At 47.8% G+C, this 15,440-nt stretch carries 14 protein-coding genes and 2 tRNA genes; 6 read left to right on the top strand and 10 right to left on the bottom strand.

Features of this window, described 5'->3' with window-relative positions; all coding sequences use genetic code 11:
- Positions 1-21: 21 nt before the first annotated feature.
- Genes AC0S1O_RS05055 through AC0S1O_RS05010 form a run of 10 tightly spaced genes read right to left on the bottom strand, consistent with a single transcriptional unit; the run spans position 22 to position 11,962 of the window.
- Positions 22-1,305, bottom strand: coding sequence for an LUD domain-containing protein (locus AC0S1O_RS05055; protein WP_475393246.1), 1,284 nt, complete (start codon positions 1,303-1,305; stop codon positions 22-24).
- Positions 1,306-2,079, bottom strand: a complete 774-nt coding sequence (locus AC0S1O_RS05050) for a heterodisulfide reductase-related iron-sulfur binding cluster (RefSeq protein WP_475393245.1) — start codon at positions 2,077-2,079, stop codon at positions 1,306-1,308.
- Positions 2,080-2,084: 5 nt separating this feature from the next.
- The gene (locus tag AC0S1O_RS05045; protein WP_475393244.1) at positions 2,085-3,785 is read right to left on the bottom strand and encodes an FAD-binding protein; all 1,701 of its coding nucleotides are present in this window, start codon (positions 3,783-3,785) and stop codon (positions 2,085-2,087) included.
- Between the two features lies 1 nt (position 3,786).
- Entirely contained in the window at positions 3,787-4,608 is an 822-nt protein-coding gene (locus AC0S1O_RS05040) for a 4Fe-4S dicluster domain-containing protein (RefSeq protein WP_475393243.1), read from the bottom strand.
- Entirely contained in the window at positions 4,608-5,684 is a 1,077-nt protein-coding gene (locus AC0S1O_RS05035) for a 4Fe-4S ferredoxin (protein WP_475393242.1), read from the bottom strand. The genes AC0S1O_RS05040 and AC0S1O_RS05035 overlap by 1 nt, the downstream gene beginning before the upstream one ends.
- Positions 5,668-6,114 (bottom strand): hydrogenase iron-sulfur subunit, encoded by a 447-nt coding sequence (locus tag AC0S1O_RS05030; RefSeq protein ID WP_475393241.1) that lies wholly within the window; start codon positions 6,112-6,114, stop codon positions 5,668-5,670. The genes AC0S1O_RS05035 and AC0S1O_RS05030 overlap by 17 nt, the downstream gene beginning before the upstream one ends.
- The gene (locus AC0S1O_RS05025; protein ID WP_475393240.1) at positions 6,111-8,663 is read right to left on the bottom strand and encodes a 4Fe-4S dicluster domain-containing protein; all 2,553 of its coding nucleotides are present in this window, start codon (positions 8,661-8,663) and stop codon (positions 6,111-6,113) included. Before AC0S1O_RS05025 ends, AC0S1O_RS05030 begins: the two co-directional genes overlap by 4 nt.
- On the bottom strand, positions 8,664-10,664 hold the full coding sequence (locus tag AC0S1O_RS05020; protein ID WP_475394473.1) for a 4Fe-4S binding protein: 2,001 nt from the start codon (positions 10,662-10,664) through the stop codon (positions 8,664-8,666).
- A complete protein-coding gene (locus AC0S1O_RS05015) occupies positions 10,661-11,551 on the bottom strand; it encodes a CoB--CoM heterodisulfide reductase iron-sulfur subunit B family protein (protein ID WP_475393239.1) in 891 nt (296 codons plus the stop codon). The genes AC0S1O_RS05020 and AC0S1O_RS05015 overlap by 4 nt, the downstream gene beginning before the upstream one ends.
- 9 nt (positions 11,552-11,560) lie before the next feature.
- A complete protein-coding gene (locus AC0S1O_RS05010; RefSeq protein WP_015283622.1) occupies positions 11,561-11,962 on the bottom strand; it encodes a 4Fe-4S dicluster domain-containing protein in 402 nt (133 codons plus the stop codon).
- A gap of 234 nt (positions 11,963-12,196) precedes the next feature.
- Between AC0S1O_RS05010 and AC0S1O_RS05005 the strand changes: the two genes are divergently transcribed.
- From AC0S1O_RS05005 to AC0S1O_RS04980, 6 genes are all read left to right on the top strand, one after another.
- Positions 12,197-13,021, top strand: coding sequence for an isoaspartyl peptidase/L-asparaginase (locus tag AC0S1O_RS05005; RefSeq protein ID WP_475393238.1), 825 nt, complete (start codon positions 12,197-12,199; stop codon positions 13,019-13,021).
- 35 nt (positions 13,022-13,056) lie between these two features.
- Positions 13,057-13,434, top strand: a complete 378-nt coding sequence (locus tag AC0S1O_RS05000) for a hypothetical protein (protein ID WP_475393237.1) — start codon at positions 13,057-13,059, stop codon at positions 13,432-13,434.
- A 4-nt stretch (positions 13,435-13,438) separates the two neighbouring features.
- Complete coding sequence (locus AC0S1O_RS04995) at positions 13,439-14,341, top strand: hypothetical protein (RefSeq protein WP_475393236.1); 903 nt, start codon at positions 13,439-13,441, stop codon at positions 14,339-14,341.
- A 55-nt stretch (positions 14,342-14,396) separates the two neighbouring features.
- Positions 14,397-14,480, top strand: a tRNA-Ser gene (locus AC0S1O_RS04990).
- Between the two features lie 88 nt (positions 14,481-14,568).
- On the top strand, positions 14,569-15,243 hold the full coding sequence (locus AC0S1O_RS04985) for an aspartate/glutamate racemase family protein (RefSeq protein ID WP_475393235.1): 675 nt from the start codon (positions 14,569-14,571) through the stop codon (positions 15,241-15,243).
- A 28-nt stretch (positions 15,244-15,271) separates the two neighbouring features.
- Positions 15,272-15,344 (top strand) — tRNA-Gly (locus AC0S1O_RS04980).
- Positions 15,345-15,440: the final 96 nt, after the last annotated feature.

Below are 15,440 nucleotides of genomic sequence, written 5' to 3'. Positions count from 1 at the left end.
TCAACCCCATATAGTTTCCCATTATTCTTTAGACTCCTTTATGAATTCCTCAATCTCCTCAGCAAATTCCCTAACGATTTTCGGCACATAACCCTGTTTACGAGCATCGTTGCGCAGTTTTGATATCATTCCGGGAATATCAATATTCAGAGGGCACATAACCTTGCACTTGCCGCAGCGGGTGCACGTATATGCTATGGGGCTGGCCTTCTCGAGCCCGACTGTGGTGAACGCGTCCCATATGGCACCTATTCCACCCATGTACTGCTGTCCAAAGAATCCTGCAGTTACCGCATAAACGGGGCACTCGTAGAGACAAGTGCCGCAGCGCAGGCAATAGAGGGCCTCATCATAGCCCGCCTCGTGCATCCTCATTCTTCCATTATCAAGGAGAATCACATGGAGTTCCCTGGGACCGTGGGCACCGTAGGTTATGACCTTTTCAATGTCCCCGGTCTTACTGGGTCCAGAAACAAGGTTAACATATGCCGGCACCGTGTAATTGGCGTACCTCCAGGTGACCTCTGTGACCTTGAACGCATCTTCAATGGTTGGCACGATTTTCTCCACACCCACGATGGCTATTTGCACGGGAGGAGCACCTATGCTCAACCTTGCGTTCCCCTCATTCTCAATTATGAACATAGTGCCCGTATCTGCGGCGAGGGCATTTGCTCCGTTTATTCCAATATCAGCCTTGAAGTATTTATCCCTCAGAAACTTGCGCACTGTCTCAACCATCTTCGGTATGTCCTGCTCGTCAAGATCCTTATCAATTATGCCCTTCTCCTTCATAAATTTGGTGAGTACCTTTGCCACATCCTCCCTGGGCACATTAATGGCAGGTGCAAGAATATGCGTGGGTCTCGTCCCCATCAGTTGCACTATGAACTCTCCCAAATCGGTTTCATAAACCTCGTTGCCCAGTTCTTCCAGAAATTCGCGAAGATGAATCTCCTCGCTTGTCAGACTCTTGCTCTTAACTATGAGTTTTCCACTACCCACAAGTTCCTTGAATATCTCAAGGGCCTCTTCCTTGGTTCTCGCATAATAGCAGTGCCCATGGTTGCGCTCAATGCTCTCGCAGGCCTTCTTTATCAGTTCGTCCATATGCTGAATGCTGTACTCCTTAATTTTTCTGACCTCTTCCGCGGTTTCAACGGAATTTGGAAACAGACTCAAAGCGTTGCGACGATTCTCCTCAAATGCTTTTATCGCACGGGATAACGCGATGCGAACCTTCTCGCTCTTTGCACCGTATTCCACGATGCGATTCACATATTCCTTGTAAACTTCATCTATCATTCACTCCACCCCCTCAAGGGCCATGTCCACAAGATTGGTGTAGCTGTATGCCTTGATGTTGAATCCAGAGTGCTCTATGCCTGCCTTGAAAGCGTGGTATCCATTGCCGCATGTAGTTACAATGGCATCCACATCCCTTGGCAGCGCGTACTCGCGAACAACATTGGAGGCCACATAGGGCATAAGTTCGGGCATGGTGAAATCAAGCCATCCTCCCGGGCATGCGGATATGTCCCAAGGTTTCAGGTTTCTCTCCTTAACATAGAGTTCGGGATGGTCAAAGTTCAGATACTCCAGTTTTGGAATCTTTTCAAGAACCTTTCGTGGCTGCTCAACCACGCCGTACTTCCGGCCAAGGGTACAGCCGTCGTGCAGCAGAATTCTCATTGGTAACTCCTTGAACTTCAGCCTATCCAGATTCTTGTAAAGGAATGTGGATATGTGCTCAATGGGCACGGGCAGTTCATATCCTCTCTTTACCAGAAATCCATTCACCTCCTTGCTCCAGGCCACGTAGGGAGCAGCGTAGGATGTGAGAATGAGATCAATGTCGTATTTGCTGACCTTCTCCTCAATCTCCTTCACAGTTGCCTTGGCAAAATCATCGGTTAGATTATCGTAGCCCAAGAATCCTATGGCCTCCGCACATATGACCTTGCTCTCGTTGGGAACGAACTCGTGCCCCATCTTTGTCACTATGGACTTGGAGGCATCGCATATCTCTGGCACACCCAACCTGTGGGATGTGTCCCATCCATGTAGCATTATTCTCATTTCCATCACTCCAGTACAGGCAGATCTATTTTCCTGGCCAGTGCCCTCTTTCCACGATAATCGGGTAGAAGAATCGGGCTTCTGCGCTCTGGGGGCACATTTATCTTCCTGACCTCTTCGGCGAAAAGTTTCACGTGCTTCAGAGTCAGTTTCCCAGGTTTACCCGAGTTACGGGCAACCTTCGCCGCACTTATTCCAGCTCTCCTTCCGAATACATTGTAATCGAGAAGAGAGTTACCCATCAGGCGGTTCTTGCCGTGCACACCGCCCTCAACCTCGCCTCCGGCGAAGAATCTTGGGTACGGGCTTCCATCTGCCCTTATGACCTGGGCATCCGCATTTATTTCCACTCCACCATTCTGATAGTGCAGAGTGGGGAACACCAGAATCGGATCCTTGGTCATGTCTATGCCGAATCTCTTGTACATACGGTACATTGCATCAAGGTTCTTGCGAATTGCACCCTCACCCCTGAGTTCCTCAATCATGGGCGAATCGAGCCATACACCACGCATACCTGTCGGGGTTGTAACACAGTTGCCCTTTCCATAACACTCCCGGATGAACATGGCCGCTTCAACGTCCCTTGGCTCCATGGGGAACACAAAGGCCTGCCCATACTTGTTCACAGGAGTTGCGCCCATTGCACGAACCTTTTCAGTTATGAGCAATCCAACTATCTGCTCGGGATAGGCCGCTCCTGTTGGATGATACTGCACAGATTCCAGATCCCTCAATCTGGCCCCTGCTCTGTAAGCCATGACAAGGCCGTCTGCGGTGGCCCCATAATGATTTGTTGTCGGAAAACCGCGAATGTGCAATCTGCCCCATCCACCTGTGGCGAGAACCGTTGCCTTCGCTCTGACAACATAGTACTCCTTGGTTTCCATGTTCCAGAGTATTGCACCCCCTATCTCGCCGTCCTCCGTGGTTATGAGCTCAACGCCGGGGGAGAATTCGAGCACAGGAATATCACGGTTCCTGGCCTCATCTCGGATCACCCTCATTATTTCCATTCCCGTGTAATCCTTGGCAGAGTGCAGTCTCATTCTTGATGTGCCTCCACCCCATCTCTCAATGAAATTCCCATTTTCGTCCTTATCGTACATAACACCAAGTTCTTCATGCCACTTTATTATGAACGGTGCATCCTCCGTGAGTGCCTTAACAAGTTCGTGCTTGTTGGCAAAGTGGCCACCACCAAGAACATCCAGATAATGTATCACAGGAGAATCCCATGGTCTATCGGCAGCCTGAATACCGCCCTGAGCCATCATTGAATTTGCATCCCCATGCCTCAGTTTTGTGGCAATGAGTATGTTTTCAGCAGGAATTCCCTCATAATTTGCCCATAGGGCGGCTACTGTTCCAGCGCCTCCTCCACCGATTATGAGGATATCCACATCGTAATCAATGTCGTTCAAATCCACATCCTCGGGGTTCAACGCGGGCCATGCCTCAAGTATGTCGGCCACCTCATTTGGCACGATATCTCCGCTATTGGGTCCTACCCTCAGCTCTCTCTTACCACCAGGTGCGTAATCCGGATGGAATTTGTTCAAAACCTCCTCGCGCTCTTCCATTGTAAGGGCAAATTCTATTTCCCTCTCCTTGTTTTTTATTCTCTCGTCCCTGGTCTTTTCTACCATCTCTATGCTCTCACGCATATACTCCGGGTATCCCCCAATCATTTTCAAATCAGCCATTTTAATCCTCTCCCAACCTTGCAAGTGGGTTTTCAATCAATTTCTCTTCCTTCTCCCTTCCATTCTTAATTATGTATCTGTAAAGTTCCTTAACCTTCTCGGGATTTTCCTCCCTCCATTTCTTGATCCTTTCAAAGGCCTTCTCGTACATTCCCGACTCGATCTCCTTTAACCTTCTCTTTAAGAAGGGAGATCTCTTCATATAGTACTTGCCATACAGCCTGCGGGCAAACTGGGCCATATGGTAATGCTGTATCTCGGCGGGGCAGCGCAGCGTACACAATCCGCACTGAATACAATCAAAGCTCAATTCGGCTACCTTCTTTATATCACCGCGGATACCGTACTGGATGTAGTACATCACATCCAACTCCTGGGGGCATGCCTTGGTACAGGTGTTGCACGAGACGCACCTCGCAATCTCAGGATAATATTCAAGTAGCGTGGTAGGCGTGGGCTCTATCTCATCAATATTGTAAGTGGCCTTGTTGGCGGGCACGAATGGAATCTGGGCAAGGTACATTCCATCCTCCACAGTGGTCTGGCACGCGAGGGCAGTCCTGAAGCGATACTCACCCTTCTTCCGGTATATGGTGGCGCATGCACCGCAGAATCCAGCACGGCAACCAGCACCTCTTATGTAACGATATCCCGCATATTCCAGAGCTTTCATTATGGTCAATCCTGCAGGCACGCGATATGGCTTGCCCATCACATATATGGTAACCCAGTGCTCCACCTCCTCTGGCGGAGAAGCAGCCTTGCGGATCTCATTCATAACCTTCTCGCTATCCACCTCAAGCAGTTCAACCTTCTTTCCCATCACTCCTCACCCCCCAGGAGACCCTCGAATTCATGCAATTCATCCTCGCGGAAGTCCATAACTGGTGGGAGATCATCGTTCACGCCGGGCTTGTAGTTGAACACCTTCTGTAGGTCGTTGCCCACTATTCCAAATAGCCTGTAAAGGGGAATATCCATCGGGCACGCCTGCTGGCACAGGCCACAGCCAATGCAGGATGTGCCCATGTGTATGAGACGGCCAATGTGGAACAGGGATTTATCTGTGGGCAGGCGAATTCCATCCTTGTCATCTGCCCAGTTGTAGAACTTGTTGGACTCGTAATCGAACACACTGTGATCCTCGAAGAAGCACTCCTTGCAGAAGCATATGGGGCACATGTCCTTGCAGTTGTGGCAATTCAGGCAGGAGGAGAGGAAATCTTCCAGTCCCTCACGGCCGTTGCGGATGCGTTCCTCCTCCAGCCACTTTGCCCTACGCTTCCTATGCTCTTCAACCCAGGCCTCGTTGTCACGGGAGCCCTCTTCAATGCCCATACCTGCCAGAAATTCCTTACCCCTATCGCTCAGGGAGAAGAACACCGGCTCCTCCGTGTTAACGAGTCCCAGACCAATATCACCCACGCCCTTTATGGGTGATGGATACTCGCAAACCTTGCAGGAATCGCGAATCTTCTCGCTCTTTCCGCCCTTCTTTATCTCAGCAATGAGATCCTCGGGCTTATTGAGTTCGAATTTGAACTTACGTGCATGAATCGTTCCAGGGCAATCGTAACTCAGCACGATTATGTTCTCAGGATTGATCTGATTGAACTTCACAAGTTCTTTGTATGTTCTAGCCTCACATGGTCTGAGTATGGCAAGCAACTTTCTCTCGCTCTTCTTCAACTTTGTTATGCGCCTTATCATATCCGCACCGTTCCACTGCATCACCGGTGCAATGGGCGTTAGTTTATCCACATCCTCCTTCTTAGTTACGAGTGCGTAGGTGTAAGAGTCCTTTGTGGCTGCAGGAGCCATAACCGCCTCAATGAGACCCTTCTCAAAGGCCTCCACTATGAATTTTTTGAGCATGTCGTTCTCACTCAATCTTTTCACCTCCAAGAGAGTCAAGGTACTTGAAATCTGAGGGACCCTTCTTCTTTATGTACTCTGTGTATTCATTCATAACCCTTGCGAACTTGGGACCCTCACTTCCCGATATCCATTCCAGAAGAACACGATCATCATCGAATCCAAGGGATTTGAGCACCGTTTTCACTATGGCAACCCTTCTGCGCGCCTTGTAGTTGCCCGTTATGTAGTGGCAGTCTCCAGGGTGGCAACCTCCGAGTATGGTGGCATCGGCACCCTCCTGCAGGGCACGAATCAGGTACACGGGGTCCACCGTGGACGAGCACATAACCCTTATGGGCCTTATGCTCGCCGGATAGTGCAGTCTTGAAGTTCCAGCCAGATCCGCAGCCGCGGATGTACACCAGTTGCAGAAAAATCCCACTATCACTGGGTCAAACTCTTTTTCGCTCATTTTACTACCTCCTTTAACATTTTAAACACTCCATTTGGATGATACGGCATCACGATGGCCGCTCCGCTCGGGCATGCGTTGGCACATGCAGCACACCCAACGCAGAGTTCCGTTCTAACCTTGGCGATCTTATCCTCCTCATCAATATACCTTGCACCTGCAAAGCAGGCATCCACACACAACCCACAGCCAGCACACCTTCTCGGATTCGTGGTGCTGACAAACTTACCCGCCGGCGAGGGGGCATCACTCATGGAGAACAGTGCGTTCTGAGCTGCAAATCCGGCCTCGTACACCTCCTCCTCAATGCTCATGGGCCTATGGGCCAGACCTGCAACGAATACACCGCTGGAAGGATACTCCACAACCATAAACTGTATTCCGATTCTTTCAATCCAGTACCTTGGCTCTTCTCCAAAGAAGAAAAAGCCCTCATCGTCAAGACGCATACCCAGCATCTCTGCGATTCTCCTGTTGATCTCCCTTGGCTTAACCTCCGCAATGGGCTCACCCTCTCCACGCTTTGCACTTGGGGGGTCCACATCCATCAGGGAGTATGAACTCATAAAGGAGTAGGTGCCTTCAACTCCCTTCCTCTTGGCATAAAGGGAGCCAATGGTTCCATGCATCGTCCCTCCCGTTATAGCATCTATCTTGTTCCCCTTCTCCAGAATATCTCCACCAGTTGCAATTATAAGGATTCCCGCATCAATTTCCTCATTGCCCGCTCTGACCTTAAAGTTACCGAGATAGCCCTCAATATCGTCAACATCGCCCTTAATCCACTTTGCCCTCTTAAGAACCCTGTCCTTCATTGCCTCGTACCATTCTTTTAGCTCCTCATCCTTAATCTTCAGAGTATTACCCTTAACTCCCGTGGCCAGGTGTGGGGAATCAAACTCCTTGGCCACAATGTAGACCATGGGAACCTTCTCAACAAGATAATCCGCAGCGATCAGTGCAGCCAAGCCTCCTCCAATTATTGCCACACCCTTACCCAGCGTGTTAAATGGAACGTCCACAAACATATCCGCCTTTGCCTTCTCAATGGCCCCCTGAAGCATGGCATTTGCCTTGCGAGAATCACCGCCAACACGGGAAACATACTCTCTCAACTGCACAAGTTCAACATAGGAGGAATGGATTCCAGCCTGATTTGCGAGCATCTCAAGCATGGTTCCCCTCAGTGCAGGGGAGCAGGCACCGAATACAACGCGATTCACCCCACTTTCCTTGATCTCCTTCACAATCTCCTCAGGATGCAAACATAGATAATCCTTCTTCACAACGTAATCTGCCTTGACATCAATATTGAGATTCTTTGCGGCACATTCGCATACGAATACGCCAACCTTGGGATTGAAATCGTCCCTGACCCACTCCACCTCAGGCATCTTCCTTGGCTCTTCCGGTGGTTTTAGATACCTCATAGCCTGGGGCACGATAGCAGTGCCCTGATAAATGGCCTCTGTGCTTCCCACCGGCTTAACAAATTCCCCTATTGCAAACACACCATCCTTGCTAGTTTCAAGGCTGAAGGGTTTTGTAACGGCAAATCCGTTTTCAAGTTCAATTCCAGCAAGTTGGGCGAGTTTCTCCCAGTCCTCAGGTATCTTCTGCCCCGGCATGACCACAAGAAGGTCTATGGATACGCCGTTGAACTCCAGAGAGTCTCCATTCTCCTTTATATTCACATCATCGATTATGTGAACGTTGATCCCCTTTTCCTTTGCCTCCTCAACGAGTACCATCTGGTTGTGTCCGTAGAGACGAATCTCCTTGGCAAAGATGTGCACCTCAAGCGAGGGATCCATTTCCTTCATCAACAGTGCTTCCCTGAAAACTATAACGAATTCCTCATAGGAACCAAGCCAGTTATTGAATCCAACCGGAATGAAAAACCCCAGAGATCTGGGGGTCTTTCCATCATCCCTCTTCAAGAACTGCTTCTCAACACCCTTACCCCGGAAGAGCCATGCAAAATCTCTGAAGGCCATGGTGTGGGGCACATCGCCCACGTACTTCTTAATGTCCTCAGGCTCATACTCTGGAGATAGAACCACCGCATCCACGGTTACCTCCTTTTCCTCCTCCCTGGGTATCTGAATTGCCCTGGCAGGACAAACATCAACGCATCTCTCCGCCTCCTTGGGATCCTGGATTATGCGCATTCCAGGTCCAAGAGGCATCGGTATGAACTTGACATTGCATTTCTCGTGGCAGAGATCACAGCCAATGCACTTGAACTCGTCAACACTCTGGGGTTTAAACTTGAACTTCACCTTGAAATTGCCGGGACCACCTTCGAGCCCCAGAAACTCCGAATTGTGATAGATTTCAACATTTCCCGTCATGTTGGCCACGTTGAGCAAAATACCCTTGGAGTACCCATTAACTATATCCCTGGGCTGTTGCCACTGCATCTGTGTCATTTTATGCCAGAGAAAAGCACCTCTATTTAACAGCACAACCTTGTGTCCTGCCTTGGCAAAGTTGGCAGCAGCACGGTACGAAGCGAGAGTGGTTCCGTAAATAAGCACCTTACCCATTTAGAACACCTCCGCAAGTATGTCCACCGCTCTTATAACCTGACCCTTCTTGAAGTTCACCACCTGTATAGCGGTGGTTGGGCAATTTGCACTGCACGCACCGCAGCCCTCGCATAGAGCCTCGTTCACCACAGAGACATGCCTTATGGGATCAATCGTTATGGCTCCATAGGCACACTGATCCTTGCAACGACCGCATCCGGCGCATATCTCAGGATCAACCTTTGCGAGGAGTGGCTCCTTTTCCAGCTGGGGTTTGGAGAGCAATGCCATTGCCTTGGCTGCGGCACCACTTCCCTGTGAAACACTATCGGTGATATCCTTCACAAATTGAGCGGCACCTGCAATAAACACACCGCCCACGGGAGTCTCAAGGGGCTTGAGTTTCAGATGTGTCTCCTTGAGCCAGCCCCACTCATCATACGGAATACGCAATTTCTTGGCGAGTTCCTTAACCGTGGATGAACCCTTGGCGGCGGTGGCCAGAATGACCATGTCCGCATCAACCTCAATGATCCTGCCGGTGAGAGTATCCACACCCTGCACGCGATACCGATCCCCAACCTTGTAAACCTTGGAAACCTTTCCTCTTATGAAGTTCACCCCGTACTCCTCCTTGGCACGATGATAGAATTCTTCGTATCCCTTGCCATTTGAGCGTATATCAATGTAGAAATCATAAACCGCAATGTCCGGGAATGCGTGTTTGACGAGCATTGCCTGCTTGATTGTGTACATACAGCAGATGCGGGAGCAGTAAGGCACCCCATTCTGTGGGTCGCGAGAGCCAACACAGTGCACGAACACTATGCTCTTGGGAATCTTACCATCTGAAGGTCTTTTCGGAACACCTGCAGTGGGACCCGATGGAGCTAAAAGACGCTCAAACTGAAGCGAGGTGATAACATCCGGATACTTGCCACCCAACTCTGGAAACGCCTCGGCAGGCATAACCTCGAAGCCAGTGGCCACGATTATTGAGCCAACCTCTTCCTCAACTATCTCCTCATTATTCTTAAAATGAATGGCTTTGGGTTCACAAACGTCAGCACATTTTGAACATATCTTGACATTTTTCTTTGGCTTTATCTTTCCATCTCTGACTTTCTTTTCAAACTGTAATCTTATACAGGAATCTTCATCTATCAATGCCTTTAGAGGTACCGCTTGCTCATTGTATATATATATGGATGTTCTCTTTGCCATACCCAGATCATACTCAGATGAAACCTTAACAGGGCAAACTCTCAGACATTCACCGCACCCTGTGCACTTATTCCAATCAACAAAGGTACTTTTCTTCTTTATCTTAACCTTAAAATTACCCATAAATCCCTCAACGGCCTCCACCTCACTGTATGTATAAAGTTTAATGTTGGGATGAGCCCCCACATCATTCATCTTTGGAGTGAGAATGCATTGAGGACAATCAAGCGTTGGGAATGTTTCGCTGAGTCTGAACATATTTCCACCTATACTAGGATCTTTCTCAACCAGAATCGTCTCGATTCCAGCATCTGCAATATCCAAAGCAGCCTGCATTCCAGAAACCCCACCCCCTATAACCAAAGCCCTCCTTATAACTGGCACCTCAATAGGTTCCAGAGAGGCATTCGCTTTGAGTTTCTCAATCGTGGCATTTATTATGCGTATTGCCTTTCTTGTGGCCGCCTCAGGATTGTCCTCGTGGGGCCAGGCAGCCCATTCTCGTATATTGGCAATTTCAACGCGATACGGGTTCAGACCAGCACGGGCGGCGGCGTTGCGCATGGTTTTTTCGTGAAGCGTGGGTGAGCAATTGGCTACGACAACACCATCCAGATTGTATTTCTTTATAGAATCTTCAATGAGTTGCTGGCCGGGCTGTGAACACATGAAAACATAGGTGGTGGAGAATGCAACATCCTCCCTCTTTCCTATCTCCTCTGCGACTCGCTTTACATCCACGGTGCCCGCAATGTTACGACCGCAGTGACATATGAACACGCCAATTCTCTTCATAGCCATCTTGAAAGCACCTCCCTCGGGGAAATATAATGCTGCTCAAAATGAAGCACCTTATCATCCTTAATCCCAAATGCAATGGCCATAAGTTGCGTGAAATACACAATGGGCATGAAATCAAAATCTGAATGCTTGTTCTTGGCTATTTCCTGCCTCCTATCAAGATTGAAGAAACAGAGGGGGCAGGAGGTGGCAATAACATCCGCTCCCGTCTCCCGGGCTACATTCACAAGTTTGTACGTCCTTTCGGCCACAAACTCCTTCTTATCCACCGTATGATAGGAGCCGCAGCATTCATTCTTGAGGGGGTAATCAACGACCTCCGCACCTAAAATTTCCAGCAACTCTTCAAGAATGTGGGGATCCTCACGGTCATCAATTGCTATCTCATCCGGGCGCAGGAGAAGGCAGCCATAGTAGGGCGCGACCTTGAGCCCTTTCAGCGGGTTATTCACCTTCTCTGCAATCCTGTCAAATCCCTCCTTCTTCAGGAAGGTCAGGTAGTGCTGAACGTCTATTTCTCCCCTATAATCGGGCTCTTCATCCATAAATAGATCCAGAGTTTTTAATTTATCGCGATTCTTCATTACATCTATGTGCGCCCTGCGCAGATTATTGTAGCACATTGAGCACACTGCCACCAAACGATTATCCCCTATCTCCTCCGAATACTGCTGGGCCCTTATCAGATTGCGAACATTGGCAATTGTGAATTTCACACTGTCCTGGGCAAGTCCATAAACGGCTCCGCAGCAGGTCCAGCCGGGAAGCTCAATGAAATCATAACCAAGAATCTTTGCACTTTCCACGGTGCTATCCTCAAGGTTCTTTGCCACTCCCTTCAAGGTGCATCCCGGATAAAACATTATCTTCTTCAATTCCATTCTTTCACCTCAAGGCGTGAATTTTCTGAAGTTGCTCACCAGAGCTATGGGTGGAAGTTCGTCGCGCTCTTCCACCTTGTAGGGATCAACATAATCGTAATTCTTCCTGAGTTGCAACTCGCGTATCGCTTCCATCACAGCGGCCAAATCAAGTCCCACCGGGCAACGCACAGTGCAGGTGAAGCACGCGGCGCATATCCAAGGACTCTTTGCATTCAGCAGGGTATCCACATCTCCCTCCTGCAAGAACATAAACACCTGGTTGGGTAGCACATCCATGAACTCAGCCATGGGACATCCAGAAGAACAACGGCCACATTGATAGCAGGCGAAAATGTTTTCACCGCTTATCTCTATAATTTCCTTGACCCTTTCGTCATTGTGAGGGTCTTCCTTTATCGTGTATTTCATCCTGAGGCCTCCATACTGGGAATATGACCCGTGATGATTCTCTTCATATTTAGAGTTTTTGTGAAATGTTGAAAAACAAACCTAAAGATTTTATTTTCAATCCGAATTAGACGGATATCGCAATATTGCTTTATGGATGCACCAAAAATCGTGATTAAATATAGTTGCAAAAATAAAACATTCGCAATTATTTGTCCACGGAAAAATTATAATGTCGAAAGCATATGACCCCGTATGGATGCCATAATACTTCACGGTGGCGCATCAAATAAAAGGGAATTGAAGATCAAGGTTGATGATTTCGCAAAAATGGCATTTATGGAGAGGGATGCCCTTGATGCTGTTGTGAAGGCTGTAACGCTGATGGAGGACGATCCTCTTTTCAACGCGGGCACGGGATCAAATATGCGCATTGATGGAAGCATTCAGATGGATGCTGCAGTTATGGTTCCAGGCAACTTTGGGGCTGTTATGAACATAGAATTCGTGAAAAACCCCGTGCTGGTGGCCAGGGATGTTATGCTAAGATCCCCTCATCTCATACTTGCAGGAGATGGTGCCATAAAATTTGCAAGAAAGATGGGGTATGCCTACTATGATCCCGCAACGGAGAGGGCCAGAGAGAAGAGGGAAAGGGTTCTAAAAAAATTGAAAAACGGAGAGATTCCAGAGTTCTATCATCCCAAATTCCTCCTGGAATTTCTGGGAGATACCGTAGGTGCGGTGGCAAGGATAAACGGAAAATTTGCAGCGGCCGTATCCACAGGAGGAACGAGTCTCACCCTTCGAGGTAGGGTGGGAGATTCACCAATTCCCGGTGCAGGGATATACTGCGGTGAAAAGGGCGCCGTGGTTGCCACTGGAATCGGGGAGGAGATAATAAAGAGAATGCTCTCACTCAGAATATATAACTCCATAGGAAGCAGACCCCTTGACGAGATATGCAGGGAGGAAATTGATAAATTTGGGAATATACCCGTTGGTGTGATTGCAGTCAGCGAAGATGAAGAATGCGCAATTTCAAATCTCACAATGCCATATTCAATTAGAAAAAAATAGGTAAAATTTAAATTCTTTGGCATCTATTTCCACCCATGGGCAAGAGTGATTTGATCAACGAAATAAATTCTCTGAGAAGAGAAATTTCCACACTAAGCGAGAGGATTGAAAAACTATCAAAAAGGGCAGATAATATTGAGAAAAAATTAAAAAAATTGGATGAAATTGAAGAGTTGCTCGATGCCTTTCCGGCCAAGTTGAACACCACATCTTTCCAGATATTGTCAAATTTTGAAGATACAGCAAATAAAATAGGCGAAAGCCTTGAGAAATCAATAGATGAAAATTTGAAAAAGATGGATAAACTTGTGGATGTAAACAAACGCCTTGATTCCCTTGAAGAATATTTGAAGGCCTACATGGCCAAGATACGTATGATGCTGTTAGAACTTGAGGATAACGTAAGGAGGTGAAAAAATGGGTAAACTCTTTGGTATGGGGAAAAAATCCCAGGAAGAGGAACTTGAGAGGGATACAGAAAGCATATTTAAAAAATATTCTGCCCTGAACAAAAAAATGGATGAGGCCCTTCAAAAAATAGAAGAACTCACGCAGAGATACGAAAGGGTGGATGAAAGGGAAAAAAATCTTGAAGAAAGGGAGAAAAAGATCTCCGAAATGCTTGACAAAGCGGATAAAATGAGCCAGTTGGTGGATTCTCTCACAAAGATCCAGAAAAGTTTAAGCGCAGAGGAGGAAAAGATAGAGGAGAGGGGAAAGACCCTGAACAATATACTCTCAGAAACTCAAGAGGTTATAAAGAGTCTGAATGAAAAGCTGGATTCTTTCAATACCCTTGTTGGGAAGTGGGAAGAGGAACGCAAGAAATGGGATGAGGAGAGAAAGAACATCGAGGAGGAACTGGAGAAGAGGGAGAGAGCCCTGGAAAGTCTGAAAAACACGCTGGAAATACGTGCCAGAAACATTGAGAGAAAGGAGGAAGAACTTGCAGAACTGGAGAGAAAAAAAGCACTCCTTATGAAGGAGTTGAACGAACTGGAGGTTAAGAAAAGAACACAGTTATCCGAGGAAGAGGCAAAACTCAAGGAGTGGGAGAGTAACTTGCTAAACAAGGAGAGAGAACTGGCAGGATATGCAAGGATGCTTGCAGAGAGAGAGGAAAAGATCGACGCCCGCAGAAGGGAAATAGAGCAGATGCTTGAGGATGCCCAGAGGAAAGAGAAGAAGATCAGAGAGTATCAGAAGGAAGTAGAAAACCTCCAAGAAGAGATAAAATTCCTGAACCAGAGGATTAAGGAGCTAACAGAGCAGAAGGAGGAACTGCTAAAGGATCTGGCATCTCTGAGAGCAAAAATATAAATTTTCCTTTCTTTTCCAGAAAAGGTTAAATCCACTTTGTCAATCCACCTCAAGAGCCGAGGTAGCCTAGCCCGGCAAGGCGGTGGATTCGAGATCCACTGGCCGCAAGGCCTCGGGAGTTCAAATCTCCCCCTCGGCGCTGCTCTGCCCGCACCATGCGCTCTTATTCTAAACCCTCCTTCTTTTTATAACCGCAACTATGATATTCTCCAGACCTATGCCCCTCCATGAAGAGGATAGGCATAATCGGGGGCACCACCCCAGAATCCACAATATACTACTACAGGAATTTTGTGGAAATTTCAAGGAAAAGATTTGAAAAGAACTTCTACCCTGAGATAGTGATATTCAGTTTGAACTTCAAAAAATTCAGAGAGTTGCCCGACTGGACGAAGAAAAAGGAGTATATCATGGAGGGTATAAGGGCACTTGAAAATTCTGGCGCTGAGATCATTGCTTTGTCGGCGAATACACCCCACATAATATTCCCAGAGCTTCAGAAAGGGAGCAAGGCAAAGATGGTAAGCATAATAGACGCGGTGGCAGAGGAGGCAAAGAGAAGAAATTTCAGGAAACTTTTACTTCTGGGAACAAAAATAACTATGACCTCCGAATTTTACATCCGCGGGCTCAGAGGCCATGGACTTGAAGTCATGGTCCCGAATCCTGAGGAGATTGATGAGGTTGACAGAATAATCTTTGAAGAACTATCCTTTGGAAACACCAAGAGCAAGGGTTATCTTGTGAAACTCATTGAATCTTACAAGAACGAGATTGATGCGGCAATACTTGGGTGCACAGAATTGCCCATTGCTCTGAAAGATGGAGATACTTCCGTTCCACTCTTAGATACTGCCAGGATCCATGTCAACGCTATCATAAATGAGGCTCTAAAACCTTAAATATAAAAACATTTATTACCCTCGGGATGCGGGTGTGGTGTAGCCTGGTAACACGAGGCCCTGCCACGGCTTTGCCCCGGGTTCAAATCCCGGCACCCGCACTAATTTTTTAGGAATCCTATTCATCTCACGCATGCTCCTTTGTGCAGCGGTATATCTTCGTCTGGAAGAATTAATCGGACTCCCTTTAATCCCCA

This window comes from Candidatus Aciduliprofundum sp. HYA1 (assembly GCF_056175085.1).
This window is presented reverse-complemented; position numbering and strand designations above follow the sequence as displayed.

What these genes read in the sequence shown, in the direction of transcription:
- AC0S1O_RS05055 (WP_475393246.1), bottom strand. Translation starts at nt 1,305, where the DNA reads ATGATAGATGAAGTTTACAAGGAATATGTGAATCGCATCGTGGAATAC.
- AC0S1O_RS05020 (WP_475394473.1), bottom strand. Translation starts at nt 10,664, where the DNA reads ATGAAGAGAATTGGCGTGTTCATATGTCACTGCGGTCGTAACATTGCG.
- AC0S1O_RS05030 (WP_475393241.1), bottom strand. Translation starts at nt 6,114, where the DNA reads ATGAGCGAAAAAGAGTTTGACCCAGTGATAGTGGGATTTTTCTGCAAC.
- AC0S1O_RS05050 (WP_475393245.1), bottom strand. Translation starts at nt 2,079, where the DNA reads ATGAGAATAATGCTACATGGATGGGACACATCCCACAGGTTGGGTGTG.
- AC0S1O_RS05010 (WP_015283622.1), bottom strand. Translation starts at nt 11,962, where the DNA reads ATGAAATACACGATAAAGGAAGACCCTCACAATGACGAAAGGGTCAAG.
- AC0S1O_RS04995 (WP_475393236.1), top strand. Translation starts at nt 13,439, where the DNA reads ATGGGTAAACTCTTTGGTATGGGGAAAAAATCCCAGGAAGAGGAACTT.
- AC0S1O_RS05000 (WP_475393237.1), top strand. Translation starts at nt 13,057, where the DNA reads ATGGGCAAGAGTGATTTGATCAACGAAATAAATTCTCTGAGAAGAGAA.
- AC0S1O_RS05015 (WP_475393239.1), bottom strand. Translation starts at nt 11,551, where the DNA reads ATGGAATTGAAGAAGATAATGTTTTATCCGGGATGCACCTTGAAGGGA.
- AC0S1O_RS04985 (WP_475393235.1), top strand. Translation starts at nt 14,569, where the DNA reads ATGAAGAGGATAGGCATAATCGGGGGCACCACCCCAGAATCCACAATA.
- AC0S1O_RS05045 (WP_475393244.1), bottom strand. Translation starts at nt 3,785, where the DNA reads ATGGCTGATTTGAAAATGATTGGGGGATACCCGGAGTATATGCGTGAG.
- AC0S1O_RS05040 (WP_475393243.1), bottom strand. Translation starts at nt 4,608, where the DNA reads ATGGGAAAGAAGGTTGAACTGCTTGAGGTGGATAGCGAGAAGGTTATG.
- AC0S1O_RS05005 (WP_475393238.1), top strand. Translation starts at nt 12,197, where the DNA reads ATGGATGCCATAATACTTCACGGTGGCGCATCAAATAAAAGGGAATTG.
- AC0S1O_RS05025 (WP_475393240.1), bottom strand. Translation starts at nt 8,663, where the DNA reads ATGGGTAAGGTGCTTATTTACGGAACCACTCTCGCTTCGTACCGTGCT.